Raw genomic sequence first — 26842 nt, 5'->3', positions numbered from 1 at the left:
CCCATCACCCCTCCCCATCACCCCTCCGCATCTCCCCTCCACTTCCGGCGGCCCTCTCCGCCTCCGCCGTACCGAAAACCGAAAGAAGACCTCTCATGAATGCCAACGCCAACGTCAACGACACCACCAGCGCCGCCGTCCTCGAAGAGCTTCGGCGCCGCCCCGCCGACCGGCGGCGCATCCTGTTCACCGGCGCGACCGTCGTCACCATGGACCCCGATCTCGGCGTCATCGACGACGGTGACGTCCTCGTCGAGGGCGACACCATCACCGCCGTCGGCCGCGACCTCGACGCGGGCGACGCCGTGGTCGTCGACGCCACCGGTACGGTCCTCACCCCCGGCTTCGTCGACACCCACCGGCACGCCTGGGAGGCCCAGTTGCGCCGGATCATGCCGGACGTCGACGACCTCGGCGGCTACGTCATGGCCACCCTCGCCGGCTACGCCACCGTCTACCGGCCCCAGGACATGTACACCGGCACCAGACTGGCCGCCCTGACCGCGATCGACAGCGGCATCACGACGATGCTCGACTTCTCCCACAACTCCCGCACGAGCGAGCACTCCGACGCCGCCATCGAGGCTCTGCGCGACACCGGCATCCGGGGCGTGCACGCCTCCATGGGCCCGCACTTCGGCGCGTGGGACCGGCAGTGGCCCGGCGACCTGGCCCGCCTCAAGGACCGGTACTTCAGCAGCGACGACCAGTTGCTCACGCTGCGCCTGGCGACCCTGGCCACCGACGAGATCGCCGGACCGGCACTCGCGTACGGCCCCGAACTCGCCCGCGCCGCCAAGGAGTTGGGCATCGGAGTGAGCGTGGACGCCGTCTTCGGCGCGTCCGGCTCCGAGGCGGTGCTGCGCTGGGCCAAGGACGGCGTCCTCGGCCCCGACGTCACCCTCATCCACTCCACCGGACTGACCCCCGAGGCATGGAAGGCGATGGGGGAGACCGGCACCACGGTCGCCCTCGCCCCGACCTCCGACGCGCAGATCGGCCTGGAGACCGCGATCCCCGCCGTCGACGAGGCCCTCGCCGTCGGCATCCGCCCCGGACTGAGCATCGACGTCGAAGTCGCCCTGGCCAGCGACATGTTCACCCAGATGCGGGCCCTGCACGCCATCCAGCGGATGCGCGCGGTCAACGCCGCCTACGGCACCGACCGGCAGCCCTCGCGCATCACCACGTACGACGTCCTCGACTTCGCCACCCTCCAGGGCGCCCGAACGAACGGCCTGGCAGCCATCACCGGCTCACTCACCCCGGGCAAGAAGGCCGACCTGCTGGTCGTCCGGGCCGAGGACCTCAACAACATGCCCCTCAACGACCCGATCGGCACGATCGTGCTGGGCTCCGACGCCCGCAACATCAGCGCCGTCCTCATCGACGGCGAGCCCCGCAAGTGGAACGGCCAGGTACTCGACGTAGACCTCGCCGCCCTGCGCGACGAGGTACACGCCTCGCGCGAGTACGTGCTGAACACCCCGGCTGCCTGAGCGCAGCCTGGCCGGGCCGCCTGAACAGCCCCCGCCCACCGGTCAGTTCCCGCCCTCATCCCCTGCCGTCCCTCCACCCCTCGTCCCCTGGCCGTCCCTCCACGGCCGGGGGCACCTACCGCATCCCGGCGGCACTTCCAGGAGGACGACGGAAGGTCCGATGCGGTGCGGGGCCCTCGACCGGCACCTGGTTCGGGTCAGTAGGCTCGGCTGTTCCCGGCGGTGCTGTCGCCGTCCGCGCTCGGAGCGTCGGCGGTCATCTCCCGCTGACTGAAAGGTGGTTGTCACCGTCATGCGAACAATGAGCCGTCCGAGCGGGCGTGCACAGCTGTTCAGGCGGGCGGCCGGTCTGGCGACGGCCGCGGTCCTGGTCGGCGCCTGCGGCGAGGCCGTCGAAGGGGCACCTTCCCATCCCACGGGCAGCCCCTCGGTCCCCTCGTGCGTGACGCCGTCGGGAGATCTGCTGGCGGACATCGACGCCGACGGCCGCACCGACCGCGTCTCCGACCCCTCCCGCACCGGTGCCCGACTGACCGTCGCGTTCGGCGAGGAGGCGGGCTACGGCACCCCGGTCGGCGTGCGGGAGCTGGTCGGCCGCTCCGGCAGCGACGAGAAGGACGTGCTGGCCGCGGTGGCCGACTTCGACGGCGACGGGTGGAGCGACCTGGTCGTCGTGGCCACCGGGCGAATACAGGGAGACGACGCGATCGAGCCGACCGTGGACGACCTGGTCACGGGCCCCTTCTCGGCCTCCGGACAGGGACAGCGCACCCGGGATCTCGACCTCGGCGAGACACGTGGCATCGCCGTGGGCGACTACGATCACGACCCCCGCCCCGACCTCGCGGTGTTCAGCTACGCCGGGGACGGGGTCTACCAGACGGAGGCACGCCTCGGCGACGCGGACACGGGACTCGCCGACGCGACCGCCGACACGAGCAGATACCGGGTCTACGCGGAGCAGACCGATGACAACACCCCGAGCAACATGCCCGACTCGGGCCTGAACACGTTCTACCCGGAGTGCGGAGAGACCGGCAACAAGGGCTGAACTCCGCCGGACCGGTCCTCAGCCCGCGGCAGCGGTGAGCGCTCCGAGCGCGCTCGCCTGTGTACGCCAGTCGGTCTGGTTGGGGGTCGTGCCGGCCCAGCGCTGCCCGAGGGCGTTGAGGGAGCTGCGGTCCCGCGCCCACAGCGTGTCCGCCTGTTTCTGGACGTAGGCCTGGTAGGTGCCGGCCCCGGTGACCTTCGCGAGGTCGGCGAAGTGCCGCATGAAGATGCCCTTGAACTGCTTCTGGTTGTCGTCGCAGGACGCCGAGCCGAGATCGCAGGACTCGGTGAGGACTCCGTCCCGGGTCAGTGCCGGGTTGCTGATCGCGGCGTCGGCCAGGGTCCGTGCGAGGGTCAGCAGTGAACTGTCCCCGGTCGCCCGCCACAGTTCGGTGAAGCCGCCGATGGCCAGTCCCTGGTTGTAACTCCACACAGTGGAGCCGTTGTTGGCGCAGGCCGAGGTCAGCCCGTCGTTCACCAGACCCGAGGAGTTGATCATCCCGCTGGCCTTGTACCAGGCGGCGGCCGACTTCGCCCGCTGGAGCCACACGGTGTCGCCCGGGATGCGCTGGTGCAGCGCCGCGGTCAGCCACAGATACTGCCCGTTCGTCACCGCGTTCTTGTACGTCCGCTCCCGGTCCCACCACACACCACCGCCGCAGGAGCTTGAATCCCAGTACTGCTGGACGTAGTTGGCGATGGTCACGGCCTCGTCGAGGTAGCGGGCGTCGCCCGTGTAGTCGTACGCGTCGAGCCAGGCGATGGCCCACCAGCCCGAGTCGTCGATGGAACGGCTGATGAAGTGACCCTCGATCGCGTCCGAACTGCGCACACCGGCGGGGAAGACGCCCTTGTTCTGCTCGAAGGTGCGCGCCACGATCCAGTCGTAGTCGTGCCTGCCGGTGGTCCTCGCGAAGTCGATGAGGGAGGTGAGGGTGGCGGCGGAGTTCCACCAACTGCCGGGCCACCAGCCGTTGTAGGGGTCGTACGAGGTCATCAGCGCGTCCGCCGCGGCGCGCGCCCTGGTCGGCGCGGGCCTGACCCACGCCGTGCAGCTGCCCTCGTTGTGACTCGCCTCCCGGCCACAGGCGCGGACCGCGCCCCCGTACAGGAGGCCGCGCGGGTCGCGGGTCGCGTACATGGCGGTACGGGTGCCGGTGGCGCCGGACGCGGTGCTGGTGCGGCCGAGCGAGGAGCCGTCCGGCCAGGTCGCGCCGCCGTCCCAGGAGCGGTCCAGCCAGATCTCGTCACCCGCGCCACCGGTGTCGATGCTCGCCCAGGCCATGGAGTTCCGCTGGTCGACATGCAGCCGGATCGTGCGGCCGTAGAGGGTCGTTGACGGCACCGGCTGGTCGTCACCGGCAGCTTGGGCGGCGCTCGTGCCGTCGCAGAGCGTGTCGCAGACAGTGGGGTAGGCCCACGCCGTGCAGCCGACCCCGCTCGCGTCGCCGCAGGCCCGGACCAGTCCGCGTCGGTGGTCGCGGGGATCGGTGATGTTGTACATCAGCGTCCTGGTACCGGTCCAGGTACCGGGGACGCTCGCCCTGCCCAGCAGCCCTTCCCAGGTCGCGCCGCCGTCCCAGGAGCGGTCCAGCCACACCGAGTCGCCGGGCACGCCGTTGTCGATGCTCGCCCACGCCATGTCGTCCGCGTCGGAGACATGCAGTTCGAGCCGACGGCCGTTGAGGTTCCTGGCCGGCACCGGAAAGCTCTCCTGCCGGGCCTGTGAGGGGTCCAGTGTGTCGCAGGCCAGTACGCACACCGGGGTGGCGGCGGAGGCGGGTGCCGCGGCCGGGACGACCAGCGCCGCACCCGCGAGAGCGGCCGTCAGCAGCAGGCCGAGGAGTCGCGATCGCGTTCTGACAACGATGTCGGAATCGCGTGAAGACATCGGCGCTCGCCTCGATTCCATGGTGGGGGATGCCGGTGGACCGGGCGGGGATCACGCACTGGTCCATACCTGTCTCCGAGGCAGTGAACCGGCTTGTTGGGACCCTGTCAATGGCTCCAACGGGCGTCATTTCAAGGGTCGTTCACGGTGGCCGTGACGGGTTGACACCCCGTTTTCGGGCGCCCATCATCGGTGGCACTTCGGCGAGGCTCCTCGTGTATCCAGCCACTCGATCGGTTCCTGGGCCTCGTGCATCACAGATTTGAATCGTTTCATACCCAGCGTCTCCGTGTTCCCGCACCCGTTCCGGGAGGTTCCCATGCGCCGTCGTTCCCCACTGAGCAGATCGCCAGGCCGGTACCACTTGCTCAGCCTCGCCATGGTCGCGGCGGCCGTGCTGGCCGCAGGTCCCACCCCGTCCGCCTCCGCGGAGGCCCCGGCGGCTCCGGTGACCCCAACGGGCGTCAGCGAGGCGGCACTTGACGCCCTGAACTACTCGCCGACCTCCCGCACCCTCAAGCCGACCGCCATCCACCGGACGTCCGGCAGCGTCGCGAACCCGCAGAACGTCCTCAGCGGACAGCCGACGCGGCTCTCCGGCTCGCAGTCGGCCGTCACGCTCGACTTCGGCAAGGAAGTCGGCGGAGTGGCAACGTTGTCCTTCGGCGCCACCAGCGGCGGCCAACGCGTAGGCCTGGCCTTCAGCGAGTCGTCCCTGTACGTGGGCAACAACAGCGACCGCAGCAGCGGTCGCGACGGCGAGGACGGGGCCCTCTACGCCACGGCCGCTGCCAACGGCACCTACACGATGCCCACCGCGAGACAGCGCGGCGGCTTCCGCTACCTCACCGTCTTCCTCGACACCTCGGGCTGGGTGGATCTCACCGGCGTCAGCCTCGCGTTCACCGCTGATCCGGGCAAGGCCAACCCGGCCGACTACGCCAACTACTTCCACTCCAGCGACGACCTGCTCAACCGCATCTGGTACGCCGGGGCGTACACCGTGCAGCTCAACACGATCGCCTCCGACGAGGGCCGCGCCTGGCCCCCGCCGGCCACGGAGTGGGACAACGGGGCGACCGTCGGCGTGGGCGACTCCGTCCTGGTCGACGGGGCCAAGCGCGACCGTACGGTGTGGCCCGGCGACCTGGGCATCGCCGTACCCACCCAGTACGCGTACTCGAACGACCTCACCTCGACCCGCAACGCGCTGAGCACGATGTACGACGTGCAGTCGGCGGAGGGCGAAATCCCCTGGTCGGGCCCGCCGTTCAACCTCACGGGCTCGGACACCTACCACACCTGGACCCTGCTGGGCACGGCCACGTACTACAACTACACCGGCGACCGGGCGTGGTTGGACTCCGAATGGGCCAACTACACGCGTGGGATGACCTTCATCATCAACAAGATCGACGGCAACGGCCTGCTCAATGTGACCCGCACCCAGGACTGGGCCCGGGTCGGTCAGGGTGGTGAGAACATCTCCGCCAACGCGCTGCTGTACGCCGCGCTGAGGAACGGCGTCACCCTGGCCCAGGTCAAGGGCGACAGTGCGCTCGCCGCGAACTGGGCCGCCAAGGCCGCCGCCGTCAAGGCAGCGGCCAACTCCCGTCTGTGGGACGCCTCGAAGGGCCTGTACAAGGACAACCCGACCAGCGGTCTGTACCCGCAGGACGGCAACTCGCTCGCGGTCTGGTACGGGCTCACCGACTCCGCCGCGAAGTCGCGCGGCATCGTCGGCCAACTCGCCACCCGGTGGGGCATCTACGGTCCCATCACCCCCGAATGGGGCGGCAACGTCTCGCCGTTCGCCGGCGGAATGGAGCTGAACGCCCACTTCGCCGCCAACGACGACCACACCGCCCTGGCGCAGATCCGCCGTACCTGGGGCCACATGCTGAACAGCGACATCGGCACCAGGAGCACCTTCTGGGAGGGCATCAGGGCCGACGGCGGCCTCGCCTACGGCGGTTCGTTCATGAGCCTGGCCCACGGCTGGTCCTCCGCGCCCACCTCCACGCTCACCTTCGACGTGCTCGGCACCACGCCCGAGTCGGCGACCGGCGCGTACCGCTTCGTCCCGCACCCCGGCGACCTGACCAGCGCCGAGGGCCGCATCACCATGCCGCAGGGCGCGATCAACGCATCCTGGTCCCGCGTCCCCGCCGCCGGAACCTACTCGGCGCACCTCACCAGCCCGGCCGGCACCAACGGCCGTATCGGCGTCCCGAAGTTCGGCGGCTCCGACGTCTCGGTGTCCGTGAACGGCAACGTCGTCTGGAGCAACGGGACTTTCACGCCGACCTCGGGCATCACCGGCGCGAGCCAGGACGACACCTACGTCTACCTGACGGGCGTCGCCCCGGGCAGCTACACCGTGAACGCCACCGGGCTGGGCAATCCTCCGCCGCCCGCCGAGCCGGGTACCGGTGCGCTGCGGGCGGGCTTCACCCGGTGCGCGGGCGAGGCCGGCACGTGCACCTTCAGCGGCACCCGCGCGGTGGCCTACGGGGCGGGCACGTACACGTACAAGACGGCGAGCGGCAGCACCCCCTGCACCAACGCCTCCTTCGGCGGCGACCCGGCGGCGAACCTCCTCAAGTCCTGCTACGTCGCCGACGCGGGCGGCCCGCCCGGATACACCGTCTGCGGCGCCGAGGGCGGCACCTGCGCCGTGCCCGGCTACAACCGTGACGTCGCCTACGGCGCCAACGGCAACTTCGCCCACCAGGTCACCAACGGCTCCGTCGCCTGCACCAACGCCCACTTCGGCGATCCCATCGACGGCGTCGCCAAGTCCTGCTACCTGCCGCCCGACGGCCCCCCGGCCGGCGGCTGGACCAAGTGCGCGTCCCAGAACGGCACTTGCCCGGCCGCGGCGGGACAGCCGGTGATGTACGGCGCCTTCGGAGCGTTCACGACGAGGACGGCCACCGGCGACACCCTGTGCACCGACGGCACGTTCGGCGATCCGATCCCCGGTGAGTCGAAGGCCTGCTACACGGCCGGTGGCGGCCCGGTCGGCTATGCCACGAACTGCTCGGACGAGACCGGGACGTGCGCCTTCACCGGTCAGCAGACCGTCGCCTACGGTGCACGGGGCGCCTTCGTCTACAAGACGTTCACCGGCGGCACCGGCTGTACGACGGCGGCGTTCGGCAGCGATCCGCTGCCCGGCGTGAGCAAGACCTGCTACCTCACCTCCTGAGGAACGCCAGGCGGGGGACAGTGAGGTCCCCCGCCTGATCGCGCGAGGCGCCGAGTCTGTCTCCGGTGAGCTGCGGACGCAGTTCCCGGAGACACTCGTCGGCGGTCGGCAGCAGAGCCGACCACGCCGCTCCGGATGCCTGGCCGGTGTTGTCCCACCGGGGCGAGCAAGCTGCCCGCCGCAACCCGGTCAAGCCGCGGGTCACCACACCGCGTCGCGTGTCAGAGCGACGGGCCGTGGGTCCAGGTGCCGGCGAGCAGGGTGGCGTGCACCGGCATCTCGCGCAGTGTCCGGGCGTCGACGGTGAGCGGGTCGGCGTCGGTCACCACCAGGTCCGCCCGGTCGCCGACCCGGATCAGCCGCTGCCCCTGGGACGAACCGGCGAGGGCGTCCGCCACCGGTATCCGCTGCTCCGGGTGCCATGGCGGGCGCTCGTCGCCGGTCCGGGTCACGGCGGACGTCATGGTCAGCCAGGGGTCGAGCGGCGCGACCGGAGCGTCGGAGCCCAGCTTCAGGACGGCCCCGGCGGCGAGCAGGTCGGCGAAGGCGTACGCCCGGTCGGTCCGGCCCGCCCAGTGCCGGTCGGCGACATCCCGGTCGTCCACCGCGTGGGTGGGCTGGACGCTCACGGTGACGCCCAGTTCGGCGAAGCGCGGGATGTCCTTGCGGGCGAGCAACTGGCCGTGCTCGATCCGGCCGTGGCAGCGCACCGCCTCGAAGGCGTCGAGGGCCATCTCGTTGGCGCGGTCCCCGATCGCGTGGACGGCCGGTTCGATCCCGTGCGAGGAGGCGCGGCGCAGCAGGGACACCAGCTCCGACGGGGGCAGGTTCTCCAGTCCGTGGGAGCCGGGGGCACCGGGGGCAGCGCCCGGGTACGCCTCGTGGCACAGCGCGGTACGGGTGTTGAGCGAGCCGTCGGTGAACAGCTTGAACGGCCCGACTTCCAGCAGCCCGCCGGGGCTCTCCAGGGTCTGGCCGGTGCGGAGCCCTCGGCTGATCGCCGCCTCCAGATGTGGGGGCCAGACGGCGGCTGCCACCCGGAGTGGCACTGACACGCCGTTCATGCGGCGGGTCCAGTCCGCGATGTTGTCGGCGAACTCGAAGTCGACGATGCCGGTGATTCCGCGCGCGGCGGCGGCGACGCAGGCTTCCTGTACCCATTGGTCCGTCAACTCCACCGAGGCGGTGGGGAGTTCGGCCATGGCCCGCATGCACTCGTCCTCGCGCAGCAGGCCGGTGGGGTGGTCGCCGAGCTCCACCAGGGCGAGTCCGGCCGAGTTGAGCCAGGCGGAGTGCAGATCCGTGCTGATCAACAGGGCGGGACGGTCCGGGACAAGGGCGTCAAGGAGGTCCTTGTGGGGCACGTCCGGCCACAGTCCGTCGCGGAAGCCATGGCCGATCACCGGCTCACCGGGTGGCAGCGCGGCTGCCCGCCTGCCGACCGCGTCCGCGGTCTCCCGCGCCGAACCGGCGCCGGACACATCGAGCCGGCGGCGCAGCCCCGCCCACTGGACCATGTGGACGTGCGAGTCCCACAGCCCGGGCAGCAGGGTGCGGCCGTCGAGGTCGAGGCTTTGCCCGTCGGCGCGCGGTGCTTCGCCCGCCGGGAAGACGGTCGAGACGAGACCGCTTTCGATATGAACATCGCTCAGCGGTCCGCCCGCGCCGAGGTGGACCCGGCGCAGGGTGAGCGGCTCGGCGGTGGCGGTGTTCGTGTGGGTCACGGCTTCCTCCGGATGTCGCGCATGGCGCGGGCGAGTTCGGGACCGGCGTACGGCCGGCCGGATTCGAGGGCCCTGGCAAGGCGGAGGACGACCTCCTCGCGCTCGTCCTGGCTGAGTTTCGCCTTGGCCGTCACTCGCGTGGCGGGCAACCGGAATCCGGTGACCCCGGCGGCGATCCGCTGGGCGTAGGTCTCCACCAGGGCCAGCCGCCACGGTTCGGGAAACCGGTCCTCGAAGTGGTCGACGGTGGAGGACAGCACGTCGTAGGTGTCCGCCGGGTCGAGAACCTCGGGACGCCCATGGATGTGCAGGACCATGAAGTTCCAGGTCGGGACGTGGGGTGTCTCCTCATACCAGCTCGGCGAGATATAGCCGTGCGGCCCCTGGAGCACGACAACGACCTCGTGGGAGCCGAGTTCGTGCTTCTCCGCGTCGGTCCTGGCGAGGTGGCTCAGCAGCGTGGGGTCCTGCCGTGAGGCGTCCACCAGCACCGGCAGATGGGAGACGACCAGTCCGCGGTCGGGAGTGTGACTGATCAGGGTTGCCCAGGGGTGGGCCCTCGCGAGATCACGGATCCACCCAGGGTCGTTCACCCGGAAGATCTCCTGTTCCAACATGTGCGCCAATCCGTCCTGTCAGTTCTCGGGGAAGTGGCAGGCGACCTGCCGTCGTCCGACGGTCAACGGCTCGGCCGGCACCGGCCGTTGACCTTCGCAGATCTCCTGGCTCTTCCAGCAGCGGGTGTGGAAGGCGCACCCGGCGGGCGGCCGGGTCGGGCTGGGAGGGTCGCCCTGCAGCACGATCCGGCCGGTGGCGCCCCGACGGCGCGGGTCCGGATCGGGTACGGCCGAGAGCAGGGCCCGGGTGTACGGATGCGCGGGGCGGGAGTAGACGGTCTCGCGGTCGCCGTGCTCGACGATCCGCCCCAGGTACATGACGGCGACCTCGTCGGCGACGTGCCGGACCACGGCCAGGTCGTGCGCGATGAAGACGTACGACAGCCCGAACTCCCGTTGCAGCTCCTTGAGCAGGTTGATGACCTGCGCCTGCACGGACACGTCGAGTGCCGACACCGGCTCGTCGCAGACCAGGATCTTCGGGTGCAGCGCGAGTGCCCGGGCGATGCCGAGGCGCTGGCGCTGCCCACCGGAGAACTGGTGGGGGTGCCGGTTCGCGTGCCCCGGGTCGAGCCCGACCATCTCCAGCAGCTCGCGGGCCCGGGACGCCCGGTCCTGCCTCGGTATCAGGTCGCGGTGGATGTCCAGCGGTTCACGGACGATCTCCAGCGCCGTCATCCGGGGATTGAGCGAGGTGTACGGGTCCTGCATGACCAGCTGGATGTCGCGCCTGCGGCGGCGCAGCTCGGCCGACGGCAGCGCGAGCAGGTTCCGGCCCTCGACGCGCACGGTGCCGGAGGTCGGGCGGTCCAGGGCCATCAGGAGGCGGGCCAGGGTCGACTTGCCGCATCCGGACTCCCCCACGAGGCCGAGGGTCGAGCCCCTGCGCAGGGTCAGGTCGACGCCGTCGACAGCCTTGACCGGGGCCCGGTGCCTGCGGCCGGCCAACAGCCCGCCGGCCGGGTAGTGCTTGACGAGGCCGCGGACCTCCAGCAGCGGGACGTCATCGTGCACCGGAGACCTCCAGCGGATAGTGGCAGGCCGCGAGCCGTGCGGGCGAGGCCGGAAGCAGGGTGGGCGATTCCGTCGCGCAGCGCTCCCGGGCGCCGGGGCAGCGGACGTGGAAGGGGCAGCCGGAGGGCAGCGGGCCGGGTCCTGGCGGGCTCCCCGGGATCGGGGTGAGGTCGTCGGTGTCCCCGTCGAGGCGGGGCACGGCGGCGAGCAGCCCTCGGGTGTAGGGGTGGGCGGGGCGGTCGTAGAGGTCCTCGACCGGTGCCTGCTCCACGATGCGCCCGGCGTACATGATGGCGACCCTGTCGGCGGTGCCCGCGGCGAGTCCCAGGTCGTGGGTGATCAGCAGCAGTGCGGAGCCGGTCTCCTCGCGGAGTTCGGCGAGGAGTTCCATGATCTGCGCCTGCACGGTGACGTCCAGGGCGGTCGTGGGTTCGTCGGCGATGAGGACGTCGGGGCTGAGCGCCACCGCCATCGCGATCATGATCCGCTGACGCATACCGCCGGAGAACTGGTGCGGGTAGTCGCGGTAGCGGCGGGCCGGGTCGGGGATGCGGACCCGGGCCATCAGGTCGACGGCCCGGGCGCGGGCCTCGCGGCGGCCGACCCTCTCGTGGGCCCGTATGGTCTCGGCGATCTGGAAGCCCACGGAGAAGGTGGGGTTGAGGGCGGACAGGGCGTCCTGGAAGACCATCGCGATGTGCTTGCCACGCCGGGCACGGAGCTGGTCGGGGGGCAGCGTCAGCAGGTCCGTGCCCCGGTGGCGGGCGCTGCCGCCGACGCGGGCGGTGGTGGCCGGGAGCAGGCCCATCACGGCCATCGCGGAGATGCTCTTGCCGGACCCGGACTCGCCGATGAGCGCGACGGTCTCCTCCTTGCGGAGGGTGAACGAGACTCCGTGGACGATGCGTTGGGCGGCCCGCCCGGCGCCGCCCCGGGACAGCAGGTCGACGGTCAGGTCCTCGACTTCCAGGAGTGGCACGGCGTCCAACGGCGGTGCCGGATCAAGGGTGTTCGCGTCCATGGTGGTCACCGGCCTCTCGGATCCAGGGCGTCGCGGACGGTGTCGCCGAAGGTGATGAGTACGAAGACGGTGAAGCACAGGAACAGCCCGGGGAAGATGAGCAGGTGTGGGTGGGTCTGGAAGGAGTTCTGGGCCCCGGCCAGCTGAAGTCCCCAGGAAATGGAGGGAGGTTGCAGTCCGACTCCCAGGAAGGTCAACGCGGACTCGGCGACGATCACACCGCCGACGGTGATCGTGGCGAGGACGAGGACCGGCGTGAGCGCGTTGGGCAGGACGTGCCTGACGACGATGTGCCACTGGCCGGCGCCGAGGCTGCGGGCCATCACCACGTAGTCGGCCTCGCGCACCGAGCGGACAGACGCCCGGACCACCCGGGTCATGGTCGGCCAGCCGAACAGCGCCAGTACCCCGGCCACCGTCGGTACGTCGCGGGTGGTGACGCTGTTGAGTACGACGATCGCCCCGAGCAGGAACGGGAAGCCGAGGAAGACATCGGTGACCCGGGCGATCACGCTGTCCACGACGCGCCCGGCCATCCCGGCCAGGCAGCCCAGGACCAGCGCGACGGCCAGACCGCAACCAGTGGCGAGCAGGCCGACGCCGAGCGAGGCACCGGCTCCGTGGATGACGTTGGCGTACAGGTCGCAGCCCTGGACGTCGTACCCGAAGGGGTGGCCCGCGGCCGGTCCTTCGGCGCTGTGGCCGAGGTCGCAGACGGTCGGGTCGCCGTGGCCGAACCAGCCCGCGAAGAGCCCCGGCGCGGCGGCGAGCAGGAGGAGCAGCAGTGCGCAGCCGCCGGTGAGGAGGAACACCGGCCTGCGGCGCAGCTCGTGCCACGCGCCCTGTGGGGCATGGTGCGAAGCCTGGGGCGAAGTCCCGTGCTTCACAGGGGAGAGAGCGGTGTCAGTCATGGCGGATCCTCGGGTCGAGGAGGCTGTTGAGGAGGTCGACCAGGACGCTCGCAGCCAGGAAGATCAGGATCAGGGCGGTCGACACCCCGACCACCGTCGGCCCGGCGTGGGTGCGGATGGCCTGGAAGAGCAGCTGGCCGATGCCGGGGAGGTTGAAGACGCCCTCGATGATCACGGTGCCGCCGAGCAGGTAGCCGAGGTCGATGGCGAGGTAAGTGACGGCCGGGACAAGGGAGTTGCGCAGGACATGGATCCCGACCACCCGGCGCCGGCTGAGTCCCTTGGCGACGGCGGTGCGGGCGTAGTCGGCCCGTAGGTTCTCGATCACCTCGGCCCGGACCAGCCGGGACACCGACGCAAGACCGAAGGCCGCGACGCACAGCGCCGGCAGCAGATAACTGGTCGGCCAGCCCTCTGAGTTCCCGGCGACCGGGAACAGCCCCAGCTTCACACCGAGGACGACCTGTGCGGTGTACGCGAGCACGAACACAGGCACCGAGGTGGCACCGATGGTGAAGGCGAGGACCGTGCGGTCCGTCCAGGTGCCCCGGCGCAGCCCGGCGAGCACGCCGAGCCCGATGCCGACGACCGCCTCGATCCCCCAGGCGGTGAGCGCCAGTTGCAGGGTGACCGGCCATCGGTCGGCCATCTGCTCGGCGACGGGACGCCCGTTGAAGTCGGTGCCGAGGTCGCCGTGGAACAGCCCGGCCAGGTAGTGGCCGTACTGGGTCAGCAACGGCTCGTCGAGGTGGTGCTGTTCGCGCAGCGCCCGCACCACGCTGGGCGCCAGTGGCCGGTCGCCCGCGAGCGCGGCGACGGGGTCGCCGGGCAGCACGTACGTCATCGCGTAGACGACCAGGCTGATGCCGAAGAAGACAACCAGCGCCTCCAGCAGACGGCGTATCAGATACGTCATCCGGGGTCCCCCGCGATGTCACGGGCGCGGGCGTGGTCCGCGGCGGCCAGCAGTGCCCCGTACTGGATCCCGGCCAGCGTCGAGATCGCGATCGGCTCGCCCGTGGCCGGGCCGGCCTCGCGCTCCCACGTCTCGTACGTCTCCAGCAGCTCCCGGTGGCACCTGCGCACTTCGGGGGTGGCGGTGCCCGCGACCACTTCCGCGTTCAGGGCGCGCAGCAGCATGCCCCCGAAGCGGACACGGAGGATGTGCACTCCGGCTTCGCAGTCGAAGCGTTCGGACACCGTGGCGGCCCGGTCGGGCAGTCCGTCGGCTCGGGCCGACTCCATGGTGGCGAGTTCGGCCAGCGACGGTACGAAGTCGCGGACCGCCCGCAGGAAAGGGGACGCGATGGTCAGGTGCGGGTTCGCCGCGTGGAGGATGCCGCCGAGGAACGTCCCGGCCTCTCCCAGTGCCCGCGCCCGGCTGCGGACCACGTCGGCGTGACGCTCCTCGGTGGGCGTGTTGTCGTCGGCGTCCGGATGGCTCCAGTGCGGGACCTCGGTGACGAAGTAGAAGGTGCCGTAGCGCTCGGCGTACGCGGCGCTCGACGAGCCCGCGATCTTGGCGGCGGCGTCGACGCCGAGCCCTTCGAGATAGTCGTACGCGTCCTTCATGTCGATGCAGCCGTAGACGGCAGGGGAGTAGACCGGGGCGTGAGCGGCCTCGGGTTCGCCGGTCGCCAGCGGCATGCCGAGGGAGGTCGGGATCTCGGCCAGGACTCCGTACAGCTCGGGAGCCGGACGGTTCATGTAGTAATAGACACCGCCCGCCTCGCAGTTGTGCAGGGTGGTCAGAAAGCGCGGCCGGGTGGCGTCCAACAGCCGCATCAGCGCCAGGGTTTCGGGCAGTACGCGATCGAACCACGCCTTCTTGTAGGCGAACGGAAAGGTCCACTCGACCTGTTGGTCGCCGGCCGGCCGGTAGAAGTGGCGTCCGTAGTTCCGCTTGTCGGCGGGGGTGGCGAACCAGCCCTCGTTGAGCCGGGCCCCGTCCGGGTCGATGCAGGGCACGATGTGCCAGGCTCCGCCGAAGTGCGCCCGCAGTGCCGGGTCCTCGCACAGCGCGGTGGCGAGGTGCAGGGCGGTCACCGCGCCGACCGGCTCGTTGGGGTGCACCCCGCCGACGACGACGTATCCGCCCCCGCCGTCGTCGGCCGCGGCGGCGGGGCCGTCGCGCACGGTGAAGCAGTACAGGGGTTCACCGAGGGTGGAGGTGCCGATCCGCCGTTCGGTCACCAGGCCGGGATGGGTGTCGGCCAACTCCCTGAAGGAGGACAGCAGTTCGTCCACGGCCGGGTAGGCGTGGGTCTCGGGGACGGTCCCGGCGTGCCCTACCCAGCTGTCGGAGAGGGCGGAGGAGGCGGAGGAGGCGGTCTGCTCGGACGTCGCGGCTGTCATACGGGTGCGCATCTCCGGAGTGTGCGGACAGAGGGGTACGGGCGTACAGTGCGGCCTCAGCCGACGACGGATATCCCGCTGAGATCGACGTCGGCCGGGCCCACGCTCACCCCGGTCACCCGGTCGGTGGAGGCGTAGATGTAGCTGCCGTAGAAGAGCGGGATCACCGGGGAGTCCTGGAGGATCCGCTTCTGGGCGTCGTTGTAGAGCCGCTGGGCCGAGGCGGCTCCGGTCGCGCTGTCGGCCTGCTGGAGCAGCTGGTCGACGTCACCGTCGCTGTAGTTGCTGCACACACAGCCGCCCGCCTCGGTGAAGATGCCGCGCAGGGTGTTCTGCATGCTCGGGTACAGGGCGCCCCAGTGGGCGTGCGACAGCCCGGTGATCTTCTTGCCGATCACCTTCTCGCTGAACTCCGCCCAGTCGGCGGTGGGTTCGGCCCTGACGTCGCTGATGCCCAGGTTCTGCCTGATCTGGTTGGCGACGGCCTTGTAGAGCTCGTCGAGGCCGAGCCCTCCGGGGTACGTGATCGTCAGCTCTCCGGACCAGCCGCCCGCCTCCGCGAGCAGCTTCTTCGCGGCGGCCGGGTCGTATGCGCAGGCATCGCAGACCTCGGTCTCCGCGCCGACCTCCGAGGGCGGGGTGAGGGAGGTGGCCGGGGTGTAAAGGCCGCCGTAGATGGCCTTGTTGACGGCGGACCGGTCGATGGCCATGGACAGCGCCCTGCGCAGCCGGACGTCCTCGAACCGTTTGTCGTACAGGGGCAGGCCCATGAACTCCAGCGACGGCGCCTCGTAGGTGTACAGCCGGTCTCCGAAGTCGGCTTCGGCCTGGCCGTACTTGCTGACCGGTACGTAGGCCAGGTCGGTGTTGCCTGCCTGCACGTCGGTGTACGCGGTGTTGAGATCGGTGTAGCTCTTGAAGGTGATCGCGGACGCCTTCGGCTTGGTGCCCTGGTACGCGGCGTAGCCGCTGACGGTGGTGCCCTTGTCGGTCGTCCAGGCGGAGGTCATCTTGAAGGGGCCGTTGCCGATCGGCTTCTTGTCGTAGGCGCCGGGGTCCGTGAACGCCGCCTTCGGCATCGGGTAGAAGCCGGTCTGGTTGGGGGTGAGCTGGAGCGGGAACTGGCTGTCCGGACTGGAGAGGGTGACTTTCAGCGTCGTGGCGTCCACGACCTTCACACCGGAGAGGGTCTTGGTCTTCGGTGTGCCCTTGGCCGGGTTCAGCGCCGCGTAGCCGTCGATGCCCGCCAGCTGGCCGTTGGCGGCCCAGCCATTGGGGCCGTAGGCGGTCGTGTTCCAGGCGTCGGCGTAGCTCTGGGCTGTCACCGCCTCCCCGTTGTGGAACTTCCAGCCCGAACGGAGCTTGATGGTCCAGTGCCGGGCGTCGGTCGAGGTCACCGACTCCGCCTGGACGTAACTGACCTTGCCCTGCTGATCGACTGTGACCAGGGGGGCGAAGAGCACGCGCAGTTCGTCCCAGCCGACGGTGCTGCGGCCCGGAGTGAGATGGTCGGGCTCACCGACGGCGACCGAGAATCCGCCGGCCTTCGCCGAACCGCTGCCGCTTTGGGTGCCGCCGGAGCAGCCCGCGAGGGCGAGAGCGAGGGTCAGCGATAGGCTCGCCGTGGCTGTGAACATGGGTGATCTGGGCAAGACGACTCCATGGGAGAGCAGGGCGCGCCACGGTCCGGCCCGGGATGGGGGCTGGGCGGCCAGGTGCTCACCCGGGGCGCGTAACCGGGATACTGGTCGTCGCTGAGATGCCATGTCAATGCAAAGCCGCGAAACGTTTAGCATGAGATGAATGTTTACCTGGAGGAATCAATGTCCGGCGACGCTCCAGCCAGCACCGCACGCGGCACACACGGCACCGCCGGGCCTCACGAGAGTGGCGGCGGTTGGAGCCGGGAGTCGTTCGTCGAGGAGATCGGGCTGGTTTGGGAAGCGGCCGGGAGCAGCCGGATGGACGGCCGCATCATCGCCTACCTGCTCATCACGGATGTCCCGTACGTCTCCTCGGCGGAACTGGCCCGTGCCCTGCAGGTCAGTGCCGGCTCCGTCTCGCTGGCGACCCGCCGCCTGGTCGAGGCGGGGTTCATCAGGCGGCACGCCGTACCGGGCGAGCGCAGCCACTACTTCCGCGTCGACGATGACGTGTGGGGCAGCTTCCTGGCCGGTGAACGCCGCTATCTGGACCGGCAGGAGCAACTCGCCGCGCAGGCCATCGCACTGCTCGGCCCGGAGGAGGAAGCACCGCGCCGCCGCCTGGCCAACATGCGTGACTACATGCGCTGGGTCCGCGACAGCCACCACGACCTGCTGACGCAGTGGCGGAACTACCGGTCCCAGGGTGTCGGCCGGACGACGGACCAGGCGGCAGGGCCCGAGGCAGCGGAAGGGGAAGGGGAGGAGGACGGCACGGCAGCCGGGGAGTCGGCGGTGCCGACGCCGGCGGGTGACGAGGAACTGCGCAACCGCCTCTCCGCCACGCTGAGTCCGGTACTGGCACGCCATCTCGTACCGGACGCGCTGTGGGCCGCCGCCGAACCGCTACTGCCCTCGGGTTCCGCGAACGAACGAGCGGCATTCACCGCCGTCGTCTACGTCCTTGCCTCTGGCTGCGGCTGGCAGCAGCTCCCCACGCAGTTCGGGATCTCGCACTCCACCGCGCACCGGCGCTTCACGGCATGGAGCAAGGCGGACCTCTGGCAGCGCTGGCTCGACGCCGTGACCGAGGCGCCCGGCGACGGCGCGGACCTCGCGTGGTGCTCGGCCATCGCCGAGACGGCCGCAAGCCGTCAGCCCGGCAGCGCGGGCTGACCGGCAGCGGCCGGTGTCCTCGTCCGACAGACCTGCGCCTTCAGGCCGCCAGGTCCGTCACATGCGCGTCATCAAGGTGGGGCGGGGCCGTTCCCGGACTACTGGCCTTCGCCCTGCGCCGTCAGGGCGAAGGCCAGCAGTGCCGTCGTCGTGAAGTCCAGTGCGGGTTCCACGGTCTGCCAGGCGCCCACGTCGTCGACGTACCGCGCGCCCTTGCCGTCGAAGTCGGTCCAGGCACCTGTCGGCGGGGCGGCCGTGCACTTCTTCATGGTCGGGAAGCCGTTCAACTCCTCCAGTTTCTCAGCGGCGTTGGGGCCGTTGACCACGGCGCCCCGCAGGATGGTGCCCTTGCCGTCGAGGCTGCCTCTGAGATTGGCCAGCTGGTGTTCCGGGCAGTGCGGGTAGACCTCGCCCGCACCGATCACGAAGCTGGTTCCCCAGGGGTTGGCGCCCAGCGCCCAGCCCCGCTGCCGGCCGGCGAAGGCCGCGTAGTCGGTGTCCCCGGTGGCCCTGGCGTAGAGGCGGGCGGTGGCCACCAGGCCGAAGGTGTGCGGTACGGCGTCGAAGTCGTCGTAGACGGCGCCCGCCCGGAAAGGGTCGTGCCCGGCGCGGGCCACACCGTCGTCCAACTGGCGGCGCAGGTCCTCGTACAACTCCTCGGCCCCGACGCCGTTCGTGCGGGTGCCGTCCAGGACGGTGGCCAGGTCGACGTGGGCCAGGGCGCTGACATCGGCGACATTGAGGGTGCCCTGGACGTCCGAGTCCAGATAGGCCCGGGCCCATCCGGCCGCGTCGTCGGCCCAGTCGCCCTCCCGGTCGTCCCCCAACTCCCGTGAGGCCAGGGCCAGTTCGGCACCGGCGAACTCCATGTCGTCCTGCCACGAGTCCTCGGGGTAGAAGGCTTCCGGGAACGCGGTGAGGAGCGGCTCGTCGGGGTCGGTGTCGGCCGACTCGTAGACAGTGGCGGCCTTGTCCAGCCAGGCCCGGGCCGCCTCCGGGTCCGTGTCGGCGGCGCGCTGTGCGGCGAGGGCGAACACCGCGGCCACCCGGCCCGCCAGATTGGGGCTGACCGGCTCGCCCGGGTCGGCGGCGCGGAAGACCGGCCGGTGCTTGATCGTGTAGTCCGGGTCACCGGGGGACACGTCGAGGCGGTCGTCGGCCTCGGGCAGCCGCCACACGTCGTGATCCGTCCGTACGGCGTCGTTGCCCGCGCCGATGCCGACCTGGACGTAGAGGGTCTCGCTGTCCTCGTCCCACATCCTGTCCAGCCAGGCCAGCCCGTGCGAGGCCTCGTCGGACAGTTCCGCCATGCCCGGCAAGTCCCGCTGGGCGAGCAGGAGTTCGGCGACCGAGTAGGAGGTGGTGCCGGTGAACTTGAGGAAGTCACCGGCGTCGAACCAGCCGCCCGAGACGTCGACCCGGTCACCGGTCGGGGTCAGCTCGCCGAGGAGTTCGGTGCCCTCCTCGTCGTACTCCGGGTGGGCGTAGACGGTCGCGTCCTCGTCGGCCAGATGCGAAGGCCCGTGCCGCAGGGCGCCGGGAAGCACGTCGGCTCCGTCGCGCTGCGCCTGGAGGAAGCGGACGTTGTCCCGGACGAGCGGGGTCATCAACTCGTCGGCCTCGGCTACCCGGAAGGCGGGGGAGCGGCCGGACGCGGTCCCCGTCAGGACGAGGCGATAGGTACCCGGGGTCTTCAGCGCGGAGAGGTCGACGGTGCGCACCGAGGGGTACTCGGCGTTCCAGCGACCGGTGACGGCTCCGAGGCGCCCCGCCGCGACCACCTTGTTCTCGGCGTCGACGACCTTGAAGCGCGCTCCCGCGAGGGCCGACGTGGGCCCCATGACATAGGCCTGCTTGGCCTCGCCGAGTAGATAGCCGACCTGGTCGACCCGGATGGCGACCTCGGTCGGGGCAAGCGTGGCGCCGCCGCCGTAGGGCAGGCCGTGGAGGCCCACGGCGAGGAGCAGGGTGCCGAGTCCCGCGGCGGTGCCGACCAGCAGCCGGGGAGTGAGCGATGAGTTCATGCGCCCACGGTGCCGGGGCCTTCATGAGATGAGGATGAGGATGCGGGGGCCGCAATGTCGTTGTTTTGCCGCAGCGCCGTCGTGGCTGGTCGCGCAGTTCCCCGCGCCCCTTAGGGCGCTGCCGAACCGCACGCCCTAAGCAGGACCGGTGAAGTCCGGTGCGGTGCAACGCGCCGTAAGGGGCGCGGGGAACTGCGCGACCAGCTCCCACCGGGCCCGCGGGTTCGTCATCGCAATTCCAGCAGTCGCAGCTCGGCGATCAGGCCGCCGCCGGGCGCGTCCGTGAGCTGAGCCGTGCCGTGATGCAGTTCGGCGACCCAGCGGACGATAGCGAGCCCGGCCCCGGTTCCCGACGCGGTGGCTCCTGACCCCCCGGTGACACCCCGGTCGAAGACCCGCTCCCGGTCCGCGAGCGGCACGCCCGCCCCATGGTCGCGGACCGTGACAAGCCCGGGCGCGACGGTGACCTCCACCGGCGACCCGGCCGGGCCACCGTGCCGCTGAGCGTTCTCCACCAGGTTCCGCACCGCCTGCGCCAGCAGATCCGGGTCCCCGAGCACCACCACCGGCTCGGCGCTCACCGTGACGCTCTCGTGGTCCGGCAGCTCCTCGACCGTGGTCTCCACCAGCTGGTCGAGGCGCAGGGGCACCAGCTCGACCCGCTGCACACCGGCCTCCAGACGGGCCCTGGCGAGCAGCCCGGTGACCAGCCGGCTCAGCCGATCCACCAGCCGTAGCGCCTCGTCGGAGGAGGACGCGGAGTCACCCCGTTCCACCACGAGCCGCAACGTCGCCAGCGGCGTACGCAGTTCATGTGCCGCTTCGGCCAGGAACTGCTCCTGCTGCGCCAGCCCGCGCAGTGCGGGACGCATGGCCCGGCCGGACAGCAGGTGGCCGACGGCCGCCGCGCAGCAGACCAGAGCCGTGCAGCCGAGCGCCAGCCAGCGCACGAGGACGTCGTGGTCGCGTTCGCTGCGCGCCAGCTCCGTGCCGACCAGCACGGCCGCACCGATCCGGTCGCCGTCCCAGACCGGAGCCGCCGCCCACCTCAGCCGCCCGCCGCCCGCGGAGGGGGCGCTGACGACGACGGTCTCCTGTTCCTCCAGGACGCTCCGCCAGACCTGATCGATCCCCTCCTGACCGGGCAGCGCCGAACGCGAGGGAACGACGTTCCGAACCGACGGCGACCCTCCCGATGACGGCTCGGCCTGGAGGACGGCCAACACCTGTGCGCCCTGCGCGAGTTCGTCCTCACGCAGCGGTTCCAGATGCAGCACCCCCGCCTCGAACCAGACCGCCCGCGACAGACCGGCGGCGCGGCTGCCGACCTCGTGATCGAGGCCGGAGCGGCGGGATTCGGCGTCGATCCGGATGGCGACGGTGGCGAGTACGACGAGACAGGCGCCGGTCGTCGACGCGAACAGGAGGGTCATCCACCGGCGGGTACGCCGCAGCCGGGCCACGGCGGGTGAGAGAGGGGGCGCTGTGCCCCGGCGGATCACGACTGCGCCCCGTCACCCAGCCGGTAACCGACACCGCGCACCGTCCCGATCGGGTCGGGCGGCCCGAGCCGCCGCCGCAGCTGCCCGATCAGGACGTCCACCACGTTGGACATCGGTTCGCTCGCCTCGTCCCAGCAGCTCTCGATCAGCTCGGTGCGTGTCACCACCTCGCCCGCGCGCAGCATCAGCAGCTCAAGCACCGCGAACTCCTTGGCCGACAGGCTGAGCAGGACCCCGGCCCTGGACACGCGGCGCCGTGGCAGATCGACCTCCAGGTCACCCGCCCGCAGCACCGGCAGCCGCGCGGGCTGCTCCCTGCGGCACAACGCCCTTACCCGTACGACCAGTTCGGCGAAGGCGAAGGGCTTGACCAGATAGTCGTCCGCCCCGTGTTCGAAGCCGGCGACCCGGTCGCTCACCGCGTCCAGCGCCGTCAGCAGCAGGAAGGGCAGCGCCGATCCCCGCCGCCGGTGTGCGGCGACAAGCGTGAGCGAGTCGCCGTCCGGGACGGAGCGGTCGGCCACGACACAGTCGTAGCCGTTGACGGAGAGCTTGAGGTCCGCTTCGGCGAGGGTCGACGCCAGGTCCACCGCGAATCCCGCACCCCGCAGCTGAGCTGCGACGACGGGACCCAGCTCAAGATCGTCCTCCAGGACCAGTACACGCATGGCCCGGAGCTTAGACGGTGCGCGCCGGGCCCCGGTGGTCCACCGGGCCCCGGCGCCGAGCACGGGGATCAGCTGCTGGGGACGGTGTCCTGGAACGTGGTGCCCGCGCCGCGGTACGCCGTCACCTTGGCGGCGACCTGTGCCGGCGTGAGGACCTGGTCCTTGACGTGCAGGACGTAGTCGACCTGCTGGTCGTACGCGCGTGCGGTGGTGCTGGTCTGGCCGTCCAGGTCGATCAGCCACTGGTTGAAGTTGATCGACATCGGCCGCTCCGGCAGGTACGCGGAGCTGTGGGAGGCGAAGAGCTGACCGTCGATGTAGTAGTTGATGCCGCTGCTGTCCAGGGTCAGCACCAGGTCGTGCCAGCCGGCGTAGCTCTGCCGGACCTCGGTGTGCTGGGTGACCGCCACCCACGGGTCGGGCTGGTACGTCTCCCAGGATGTCGTGTAGAGGATGTTCGAGGGCTCGCCCCAGCCGCCGTTGGGCAGGTACTCGAAGTCGTGCTCGCCGTAGTCGTCCGCCAGCGGGGCGGTGAGGTCGTTGATGGTGAAGAACGTCTGGACGATACGGTCGCCGTCCGGGCCGTACTTGGGCGCGTCGCTGAACTTCACCCGGGCCGCGTAGGTGCCGTACTGGAACTTCCTCGCGTTGGTGAAGACCTCGGTCTGCTCGGTGCTCGCCGCGGTGCCGGCGCTGGAGGTCTCCATGGTCATGATGGAGTTGCCGCTCGTGCTGGCGAACGTGACGTTCTCGGGTGCCCAGGTGGCGCCGGACACGCCGGGGCCGCCGGCGTAGGAGCGCACGTTCCAGCCGTGCGCCGAGATGGTCGGGTCGGTGTGGCTGCCGTAGTTGAAGTCGTCGAACAGGGCGGCTTCGGCGGCGGCGCTCACCTCTTGGGGGGCCGCGCTCGCCGTGGCCGGGAGTGCGGTGAGTGCCGCCGCGCTCATGGCCACGGCCACGGCGGAGGTCAGTGCGGTGTGCAGCCGGTTCTTCGCGAGTCTCATCGTTGTTCCTTTCGTGGAAGGGTGCGGAGGTTTCTCCGTGGTTCTTGCGGGAGTTCGTGCGGGGGCTCGTGCGGGGTTCCTGCGGGACAGGGTCAGGGGTGGTACTGGACGCCGAGCGCGTCGAGTCGGGCCGTGTGCCCGTCGAGGCGGGAGCGGAAGTCCGCCCAGTCGGCCGCGCCGCTCCAGCCGCGGTCGGCGAGGGCGCACAGCCGCGGATAGGTGAGGTAGTCGATGTGGGCGGGCGTGGTGACGAACTCGGTCCACAGCTGGGCCTGGGTGCCCAACACCCGCCCGGACACGTCCGGTTCCGCGTCCTCGGGCACGGGGTCGTGGGCATGGACCGCGCGCAGATCGACGACGGTCCCGGGCTGGGCCGGCGGCTCGTGCGGGTCGTCGGACTGGGCGTAGTCGAGGTAGGTGGCCCGGTGGTACGCGCTGACCACGGGGTGGCCTCGGCGGGCCGCCGTCAGGGTGTGGGCGGGGTCGCGCCAGGTCATCACCGTGAAATCCAGGGGCAGTTCGGCGCCGGTCTCGGCCCAGCCGACCGGACGGCGTCCGTTCCGGACGAGGTGATCGCCGATCTGTCCGAGGAACCAGCCGTGCAGGGCCTCGGGGTTCGGCAGACCCTCTGCCACCGCTCGTTCGCGTGCGGCGGCGCTCCACGTCCACTCGGCGGTGGGGCACTCCTCGCCGCCGACGTGGATGTACGGCGAGGGGAAGACGTCCATGACCTCGTCGAGGACGGTTCGGCAGAAGTCGAGGACCTCGTCGTGGACGCCGAGGACGGTGTCGCACACGCCCCAGCGCGTCCAGACGTCGAGGGTGCGTTCCGGGTGGTTGCCCAGCCCGGGGTAGGCGGCGAGGGCGGCCCGTACGTGCCCGGGCATCTCGATCTCCGGTACGACGGTGACGCCGCGAGCCGCCGCGTACCGGACCAGGCCGGCGAGTTCGGCCCGCGTGTACGACCCACCGTGCGGGATACCGTCGTACAAGTCGCTTCCGGCCGGGCCCAGTTGGGACTCGGCGCGGTGGCCGCCGATCTCGGTGAGCTTGGGGAAGGCGGCGACCGGCATGCGCCAGCCCTGGTCGTCGGTGAGATGCAGATGGAACACGCTGATCTTGTGCAGGGCCAGCAGGTCGACGTACCGGCGTAGGTAGGAGACGGGTTGGAAGTGGCGGGCCACGTCCAACATCGCGCCGCGCCAGGGGTGTTGTGGGACGTCGGTGATGTCGGCGCACGGCAGAAGCCACGGCGTACCGGGCTGCGGGACCGCCGACAGGGCTTGCGGGGGCAGGAGTTGACGGATCGTCTGGATACCGCGCAGCAGGCCGGTGGGGTGCGCGGCGCGCAGCAGTACGGCGTGCGGGTCGATGGCGAGGGTGTAGCCCTCCTCGCCCAGGTCGCCGAGGCCGGGGTCGAGCGCCAGGGTGAACCGGCCGTCCGGGGACGGTCGTAGGGGCAGTCCGGTGGCGGGGGAGAGGAGGGTGCGCAGCAACTCCGCGGCCGGTTCGGAGCCTTCGCCGATGTGCAGCGCGGTGTCGTCGTCGAGGGTGAAGTGGCCGGGCCGGAACGCGGTTTCGGTGGGACGGGGTACGAGTGCGGGCATGCGTCGCCTCCGGAACGGGGCCGCGGGGTGGGTGGGGTCAGCCTTTGACCGCTCCGGCCGCGAAGCCGGAGGTGACGTGGCGCTGGAGCAGCAGGAACACCACGAGTGCCGGGGCGGCGAAGAGCGTCGAGGCGGCCATGGTGGCGCCCCAGTCGGTGCCGAAGACGTTCTGGAACGAGGACAGCCACACGGGCAGGGTGCGGTTGTCCTGCTGCTTGATGATCAGGAAGTTGGCGTAGGTGAACTCGTTCCAGGCGGTGATGTAGCCGAACAGCGAGGTGGCCATCAGACCCGGTGCGAGGAGCGGGAACGCGATGCGCCGGAACGCGCCGAGCCGGGTGCAGCCGTCGACCTGGGCGGACTCCTCCAGCTCCGGCGGGATCGTACCGATGAAGCCGCGCAGGACGATGACGGTGAACGGCAGCGTCATCATGAAGTAGACGAGGGTCAGGGTCGGCAGCCGGTCGAGCATGTCGGTGTCCCGGGAGATGATGTAGACCGGGATGATCAGCGACTCCCAGGGCGCCATCTGGGCGACGAAGACCATGAGCATGAACTGCCGGCGCCCCCTCCACCTCATCCGGGCCACCGCGTAGGCGGCGCCGAGCGCGATGACGAGGGCGAGCAGGACGGCGCTCAGCGTGACGAGGACGCTGTTGCGCCAGAACAGGCCGAAGCCGTCGGCACCGACGGCGGTACGGAAGTGGTCGAGCGTCCAACTCCCTGGAATGAACCGGGGGTTGTCGGACTGGATGTCGCGGGTCGGGGTGAACGCGGTGGCCACCATCCAGTAGACCGGGAACAGACAGACGACGACCGTGACGACGGCGGCGACGTTGAGGGGCAGACGGCGGACACGGTGGATGCGGGGCCGGGCGGTGACCGGGCGAGTCGTACTCATGCGAGCTCGTCCTCCTGGCGGAACATCTGGCGGAAGTAGAAGACCAGCACGCCCGACATCAGCACGACGGTGACCATCGAGGCCGCCGAGCCGAGGTCGTAGCGCTGGCTCGACAGGGCGGTCTGCACCGCGTACACGGGCAGGATCGTGGTCGCGTCGCCGGGCCCGCCGTTGGTCATCACCCAGATCTGGACGAACGCCTTGAACGTCCAGATCACTTCGAGCGAGAAGACGAGCATGAAGATCGGCCGGACCATCGGGAAGGTGATGGAGCGGAAGATCCGCGGCCCCGACGCCCCGTCGAGCCGCGCCGACTCGTACAGCTCGGTGGGGACGGTGGTGAGGGCCGAGTACAGGGTGATCGCCGCGAAGGGCACGGACTGCCACACCACGAGGGCGACCACGATGGCGAAGGCGGCCGGGCCGTGCGCGAACCAGGGGTAGCGCTCGAAGGACTCGAAGCCCATCCCCGTCAGTGCCGCGTTGACGATGCCGAACTCCGAGTGGAACAGCCACTGGAAGACGGTGGTCGCCGAGACGACGGGCATCGCCCAGGTCAGCACGAGCGCGCTGAGGACCGCGATCCGCCCGAACCGGCCGAGCCGCTCGACCATGAGCGCGACCAGCGTGGACAGCGCCATGATCAGTACGACGTTGATCCCCATGAAGAGGAAGGTGCGGCGCACGACCTCCCAGAAGTGGCCGTCGCCCAGCAGCGTCGCGTAGTTCTCGAACCCGACGAACCGTGCGCCGCCCACGATGAGTTGGCGCAGTCCGAAGTCCTGGAGCGAGATCACCACGGCGCGGACCAGGGGATACACGAGCAGGTAGAGCGTCCCGAGGACAGCGGGAGCGATCAGCGCGTACGGCCAGATCCCACCGCCGGCGGTCTTCGACGGGCTGCGCGGGCTTGGGCGCGCGGAGCGCCGGGGCGGTCCGGTGTCGATCGGTGGACGGGAGGCGGTCTGTTCTCGTAAGGCGGCCGACACGGCGCTCCTCCTTCCGGTGCGTGGACGGTTCGTTC

At 70.8% G+C, this 26842-nt stretch carries 19 protein-coding genes and 1 pseudogene; 4 read left to right on the top strand and 16 right to left on the bottom strand.

The annotated features are described in order from the left end of the window. Positions 1-95 precede the first annotated feature (95 nt). Both ACWDR4_RS09090 and ACWDR4_RS09085 read left to right on the top strand, forming a co-directional pair. Positions 96-1499: an amidohydrolase family protein gene (locus tag ACWDR4_RS09090; RefSeq protein WP_450405879.1), complete on the top strand. Its 1404-nt coding sequence runs from the start codon at positions 96-98 to the stop codon at positions 1497-1499. Between the two features lie 292 nt (positions 1500-1791). Beyond that, complete coding sequence (locus ACWDR4_RS09085) at positions 1792-2550, top strand: FG-GAP repeat domain-containing protein (protein WP_450405876.1); 759 nt, start codon at positions 1792-1794, stop codon at positions 2548-2550. An 18-nt stretch (positions 2551-2568) separates the two neighbouring features. Here ACWDR4_RS09085 and ACWDR4_RS09080 read toward each other — a convergent pair whose 3' ends face one another. After that, positions 2569-4440 carry a glycoside hydrolase family 76 protein gene (locus ACWDR4_RS09080; protein WP_450405873.1) on the bottom strand — a complete coding sequence of 624 codons (1872 nt, stop codon included), beginning with the start codon at positions 4438-4440 and terminating at the stop codon, positions 2569-2571. Between the two features lie 319 nt (positions 4441-4759). Here ACWDR4_RS09080 and ACWDR4_RS09075 point away from each other — a divergent pair, with 319 nt between their 5' ends. After that, positions 4760-7651, top strand: a complete 2892-nt coding sequence (locus ACWDR4_RS09075; RefSeq protein WP_450405871.1) for an alpha-L-rhamnosidase-related protein — start codon at positions 4760-4762, stop codon at positions 7649-7651. Between the two features lie 221 nt (positions 7652-7872). On the opposite strand, the gene ACWDR4_RS09070 is transcribed toward ACWDR4_RS09075, so the two are convergent. From ACWDR4_RS09070 to ACWDR4_RS09035, 8 genes are read right to left on the bottom strand one after another with little or no spacing between them, the layout of a single operon-like run. Continuing rightward, positions 7873-9375 carry an amidohydrolase family protein gene (locus ACWDR4_RS09070; RefSeq protein ID WP_450405868.1) on the bottom strand — a complete coding sequence of 501 codons (1503 nt, stop codon included), beginning with the start codon at positions 9373-9375 and terminating at the stop codon, positions 7873-7875. After that, on the bottom strand, positions 9372-9992 hold the full coding sequence (locus ACWDR4_RS09065) for an FMN-binding negative transcriptional regulator (protein WP_450405865.1): 621 nt from the start codon (positions 9990-9992) through the stop codon (positions 9372-9374). The genes ACWDR4_RS09070 and ACWDR4_RS09065 overlap by 4 nt, the downstream gene beginning before the upstream one ends. Before the next feature lie 18 nt (positions 9993-10010). Further along, on the bottom strand, positions 10011-11006 hold the full coding sequence (locus ACWDR4_RS09060; protein ID WP_450405862.1) for an ABC transporter ATP-binding protein: 996 nt from the start codon (positions 11004-11006) through the stop codon (positions 10011-10013). Beyond that, the gene (locus ACWDR4_RS09055) at positions 10996-12027 is read right to left on the bottom strand and encodes an ABC transporter ATP-binding protein (RefSeq protein ID WP_450405859.1); all 1032 of its coding nucleotides are present in this window, start codon (positions 12025-12027) and stop codon (positions 10996-10998) included. Before ACWDR4_RS09055 ends, ACWDR4_RS09060 begins: the two co-directional genes overlap by 11 nt. Before the next feature lie 5 nt (positions 12028-12032). Next, a complete protein-coding gene (locus ACWDR4_RS09050) occupies positions 12033-12938 on the bottom strand; it encodes an ABC transporter permease (RefSeq protein WP_450405857.1) in 906 nt (301 codons plus the stop codon). Beyond that, complete coding sequence (locus tag ACWDR4_RS09045; protein WP_450405854.1) at positions 12931-13854, bottom strand: ABC transporter permease; 924 nt, start codon at positions 13852-13854, stop codon at positions 12931-12933. The genes ACWDR4_RS09050 and ACWDR4_RS09045 overlap by 8 nt, the downstream gene beginning before the upstream one ends. After that, positions 13851-15305, bottom strand: coding sequence for a M14 family zinc carboxypeptidase (locus tag ACWDR4_RS09040; protein WP_450405851.1), 1455 nt, complete (start codon positions 15303-15305; stop codon positions 13851-13853). Before ACWDR4_RS09040 ends, ACWDR4_RS09045 begins: the two co-directional genes overlap by 4 nt. Before the next feature lie 44 nt (positions 15306-15349). Next, positions 15350-16945, bottom strand: a complete 1596-nt coding sequence (locus ACWDR4_RS09035; protein WP_450405848.1) for a peptide ABC transporter substrate-binding protein — start codon at positions 16943-16945, stop codon at positions 15350-15352. A 171-nt stretch (positions 16946-17116) separates the two neighbouring features. Here ACWDR4_RS09035 and ACWDR4_RS09030 point away from each other — a divergent pair, with 171 nt between their 5' ends. Continuing rightward, positions 17117-18112, top strand: a complete 996-nt coding sequence (locus ACWDR4_RS09030; RefSeq protein ID WP_450405845.1) for a transposase — start codon at positions 17117-17119, stop codon at positions 18110-18112. Positions 18113-18210: 98 nt separating this feature from the next. On the opposite strand, the gene ACWDR4_RS09025 is transcribed toward ACWDR4_RS09030, so the two are convergent. The 7 genes and pseudogenes from ACWDR4_RS09025 to ACWDR4_RS08995 all read right to left on the bottom strand — a co-directional run bounded on the left by ACWDR4_RS09025 (position 18211) and on the right by ACWDR4_RS08995 (position 26807). Beyond that, positions 18211-20136, bottom strand: coding sequence for a glycoside hydrolase family 9 protein (locus tag ACWDR4_RS09025; RefSeq protein WP_450405843.1), 1926 nt, complete (start codon positions 20134-20136; stop codon positions 18211-18213). Between the two features lie 227 nt (positions 20137-20363). Beyond that, complete coding sequence (locus ACWDR4_RS09020) at positions 20364-21569, bottom strand: sensor histidine kinase (RefSeq protein ID WP_450405841.1); 1206 nt, start codon at positions 21567-21569, stop codon at positions 20364-20366. Between the two features lie 65 nt (positions 21570-21634). Continuing rightward, positions 21635-22306 carry a winged helix-turn-helix domain-containing protein gene (locus ACWDR4_RS09015; protein WP_450405839.1) on the bottom strand — a complete coding sequence of 224 codons (672 nt, stop codon included), beginning with the start codon at positions 22304-22306 and terminating at the stop codon, positions 21635-21637. Positions 22307-22374: 68 nt separating this feature from the next. Beyond that, a pseudogene (locus ACWDR4_RS09010) lies at positions 22375-23172 on the bottom strand (glycoside hydrolase family 16 protein); the annotation flags it as partial. Between the two features lie 230 nt (positions 23173-23402). Beyond that, a complete protein-coding gene (locus tag ACWDR4_RS09005; protein WP_450405836.1) occupies positions 23403-24917 on the bottom strand; it encodes a beta-N-acetylhexosaminidase in 1515 nt (504 codons plus the stop codon). Positions 24918-24954: 37 nt separating this feature from the next. Continuing rightward, entirely contained in the window at positions 24955-25818 is an 864-nt protein-coding gene (locus ACWDR4_RS09000; protein ID WP_450405833.1) for a carbohydrate ABC transporter permease, read from the bottom strand. Further along, complete coding sequence (locus tag ACWDR4_RS08995; protein ID WP_450405830.1) at positions 25815-26807, bottom strand: carbohydrate ABC transporter permease; 993 nt, start codon at positions 26805-26807, stop codon at positions 25815-25817. Before ACWDR4_RS08995 ends, ACWDR4_RS09000 begins: the two co-directional genes overlap by 4 nt. Positions 26808-26842 lie beyond the last annotated feature (35 nt).

It is taken from the genome of Streptomyces sp. NPDC000878, from assembly GCF_053599695.1.
The sequence above is the reverse complement of the archived record's forward strand: the minus strand, read 5'-3'. Positions and strand labels throughout refer to the sequence as shown.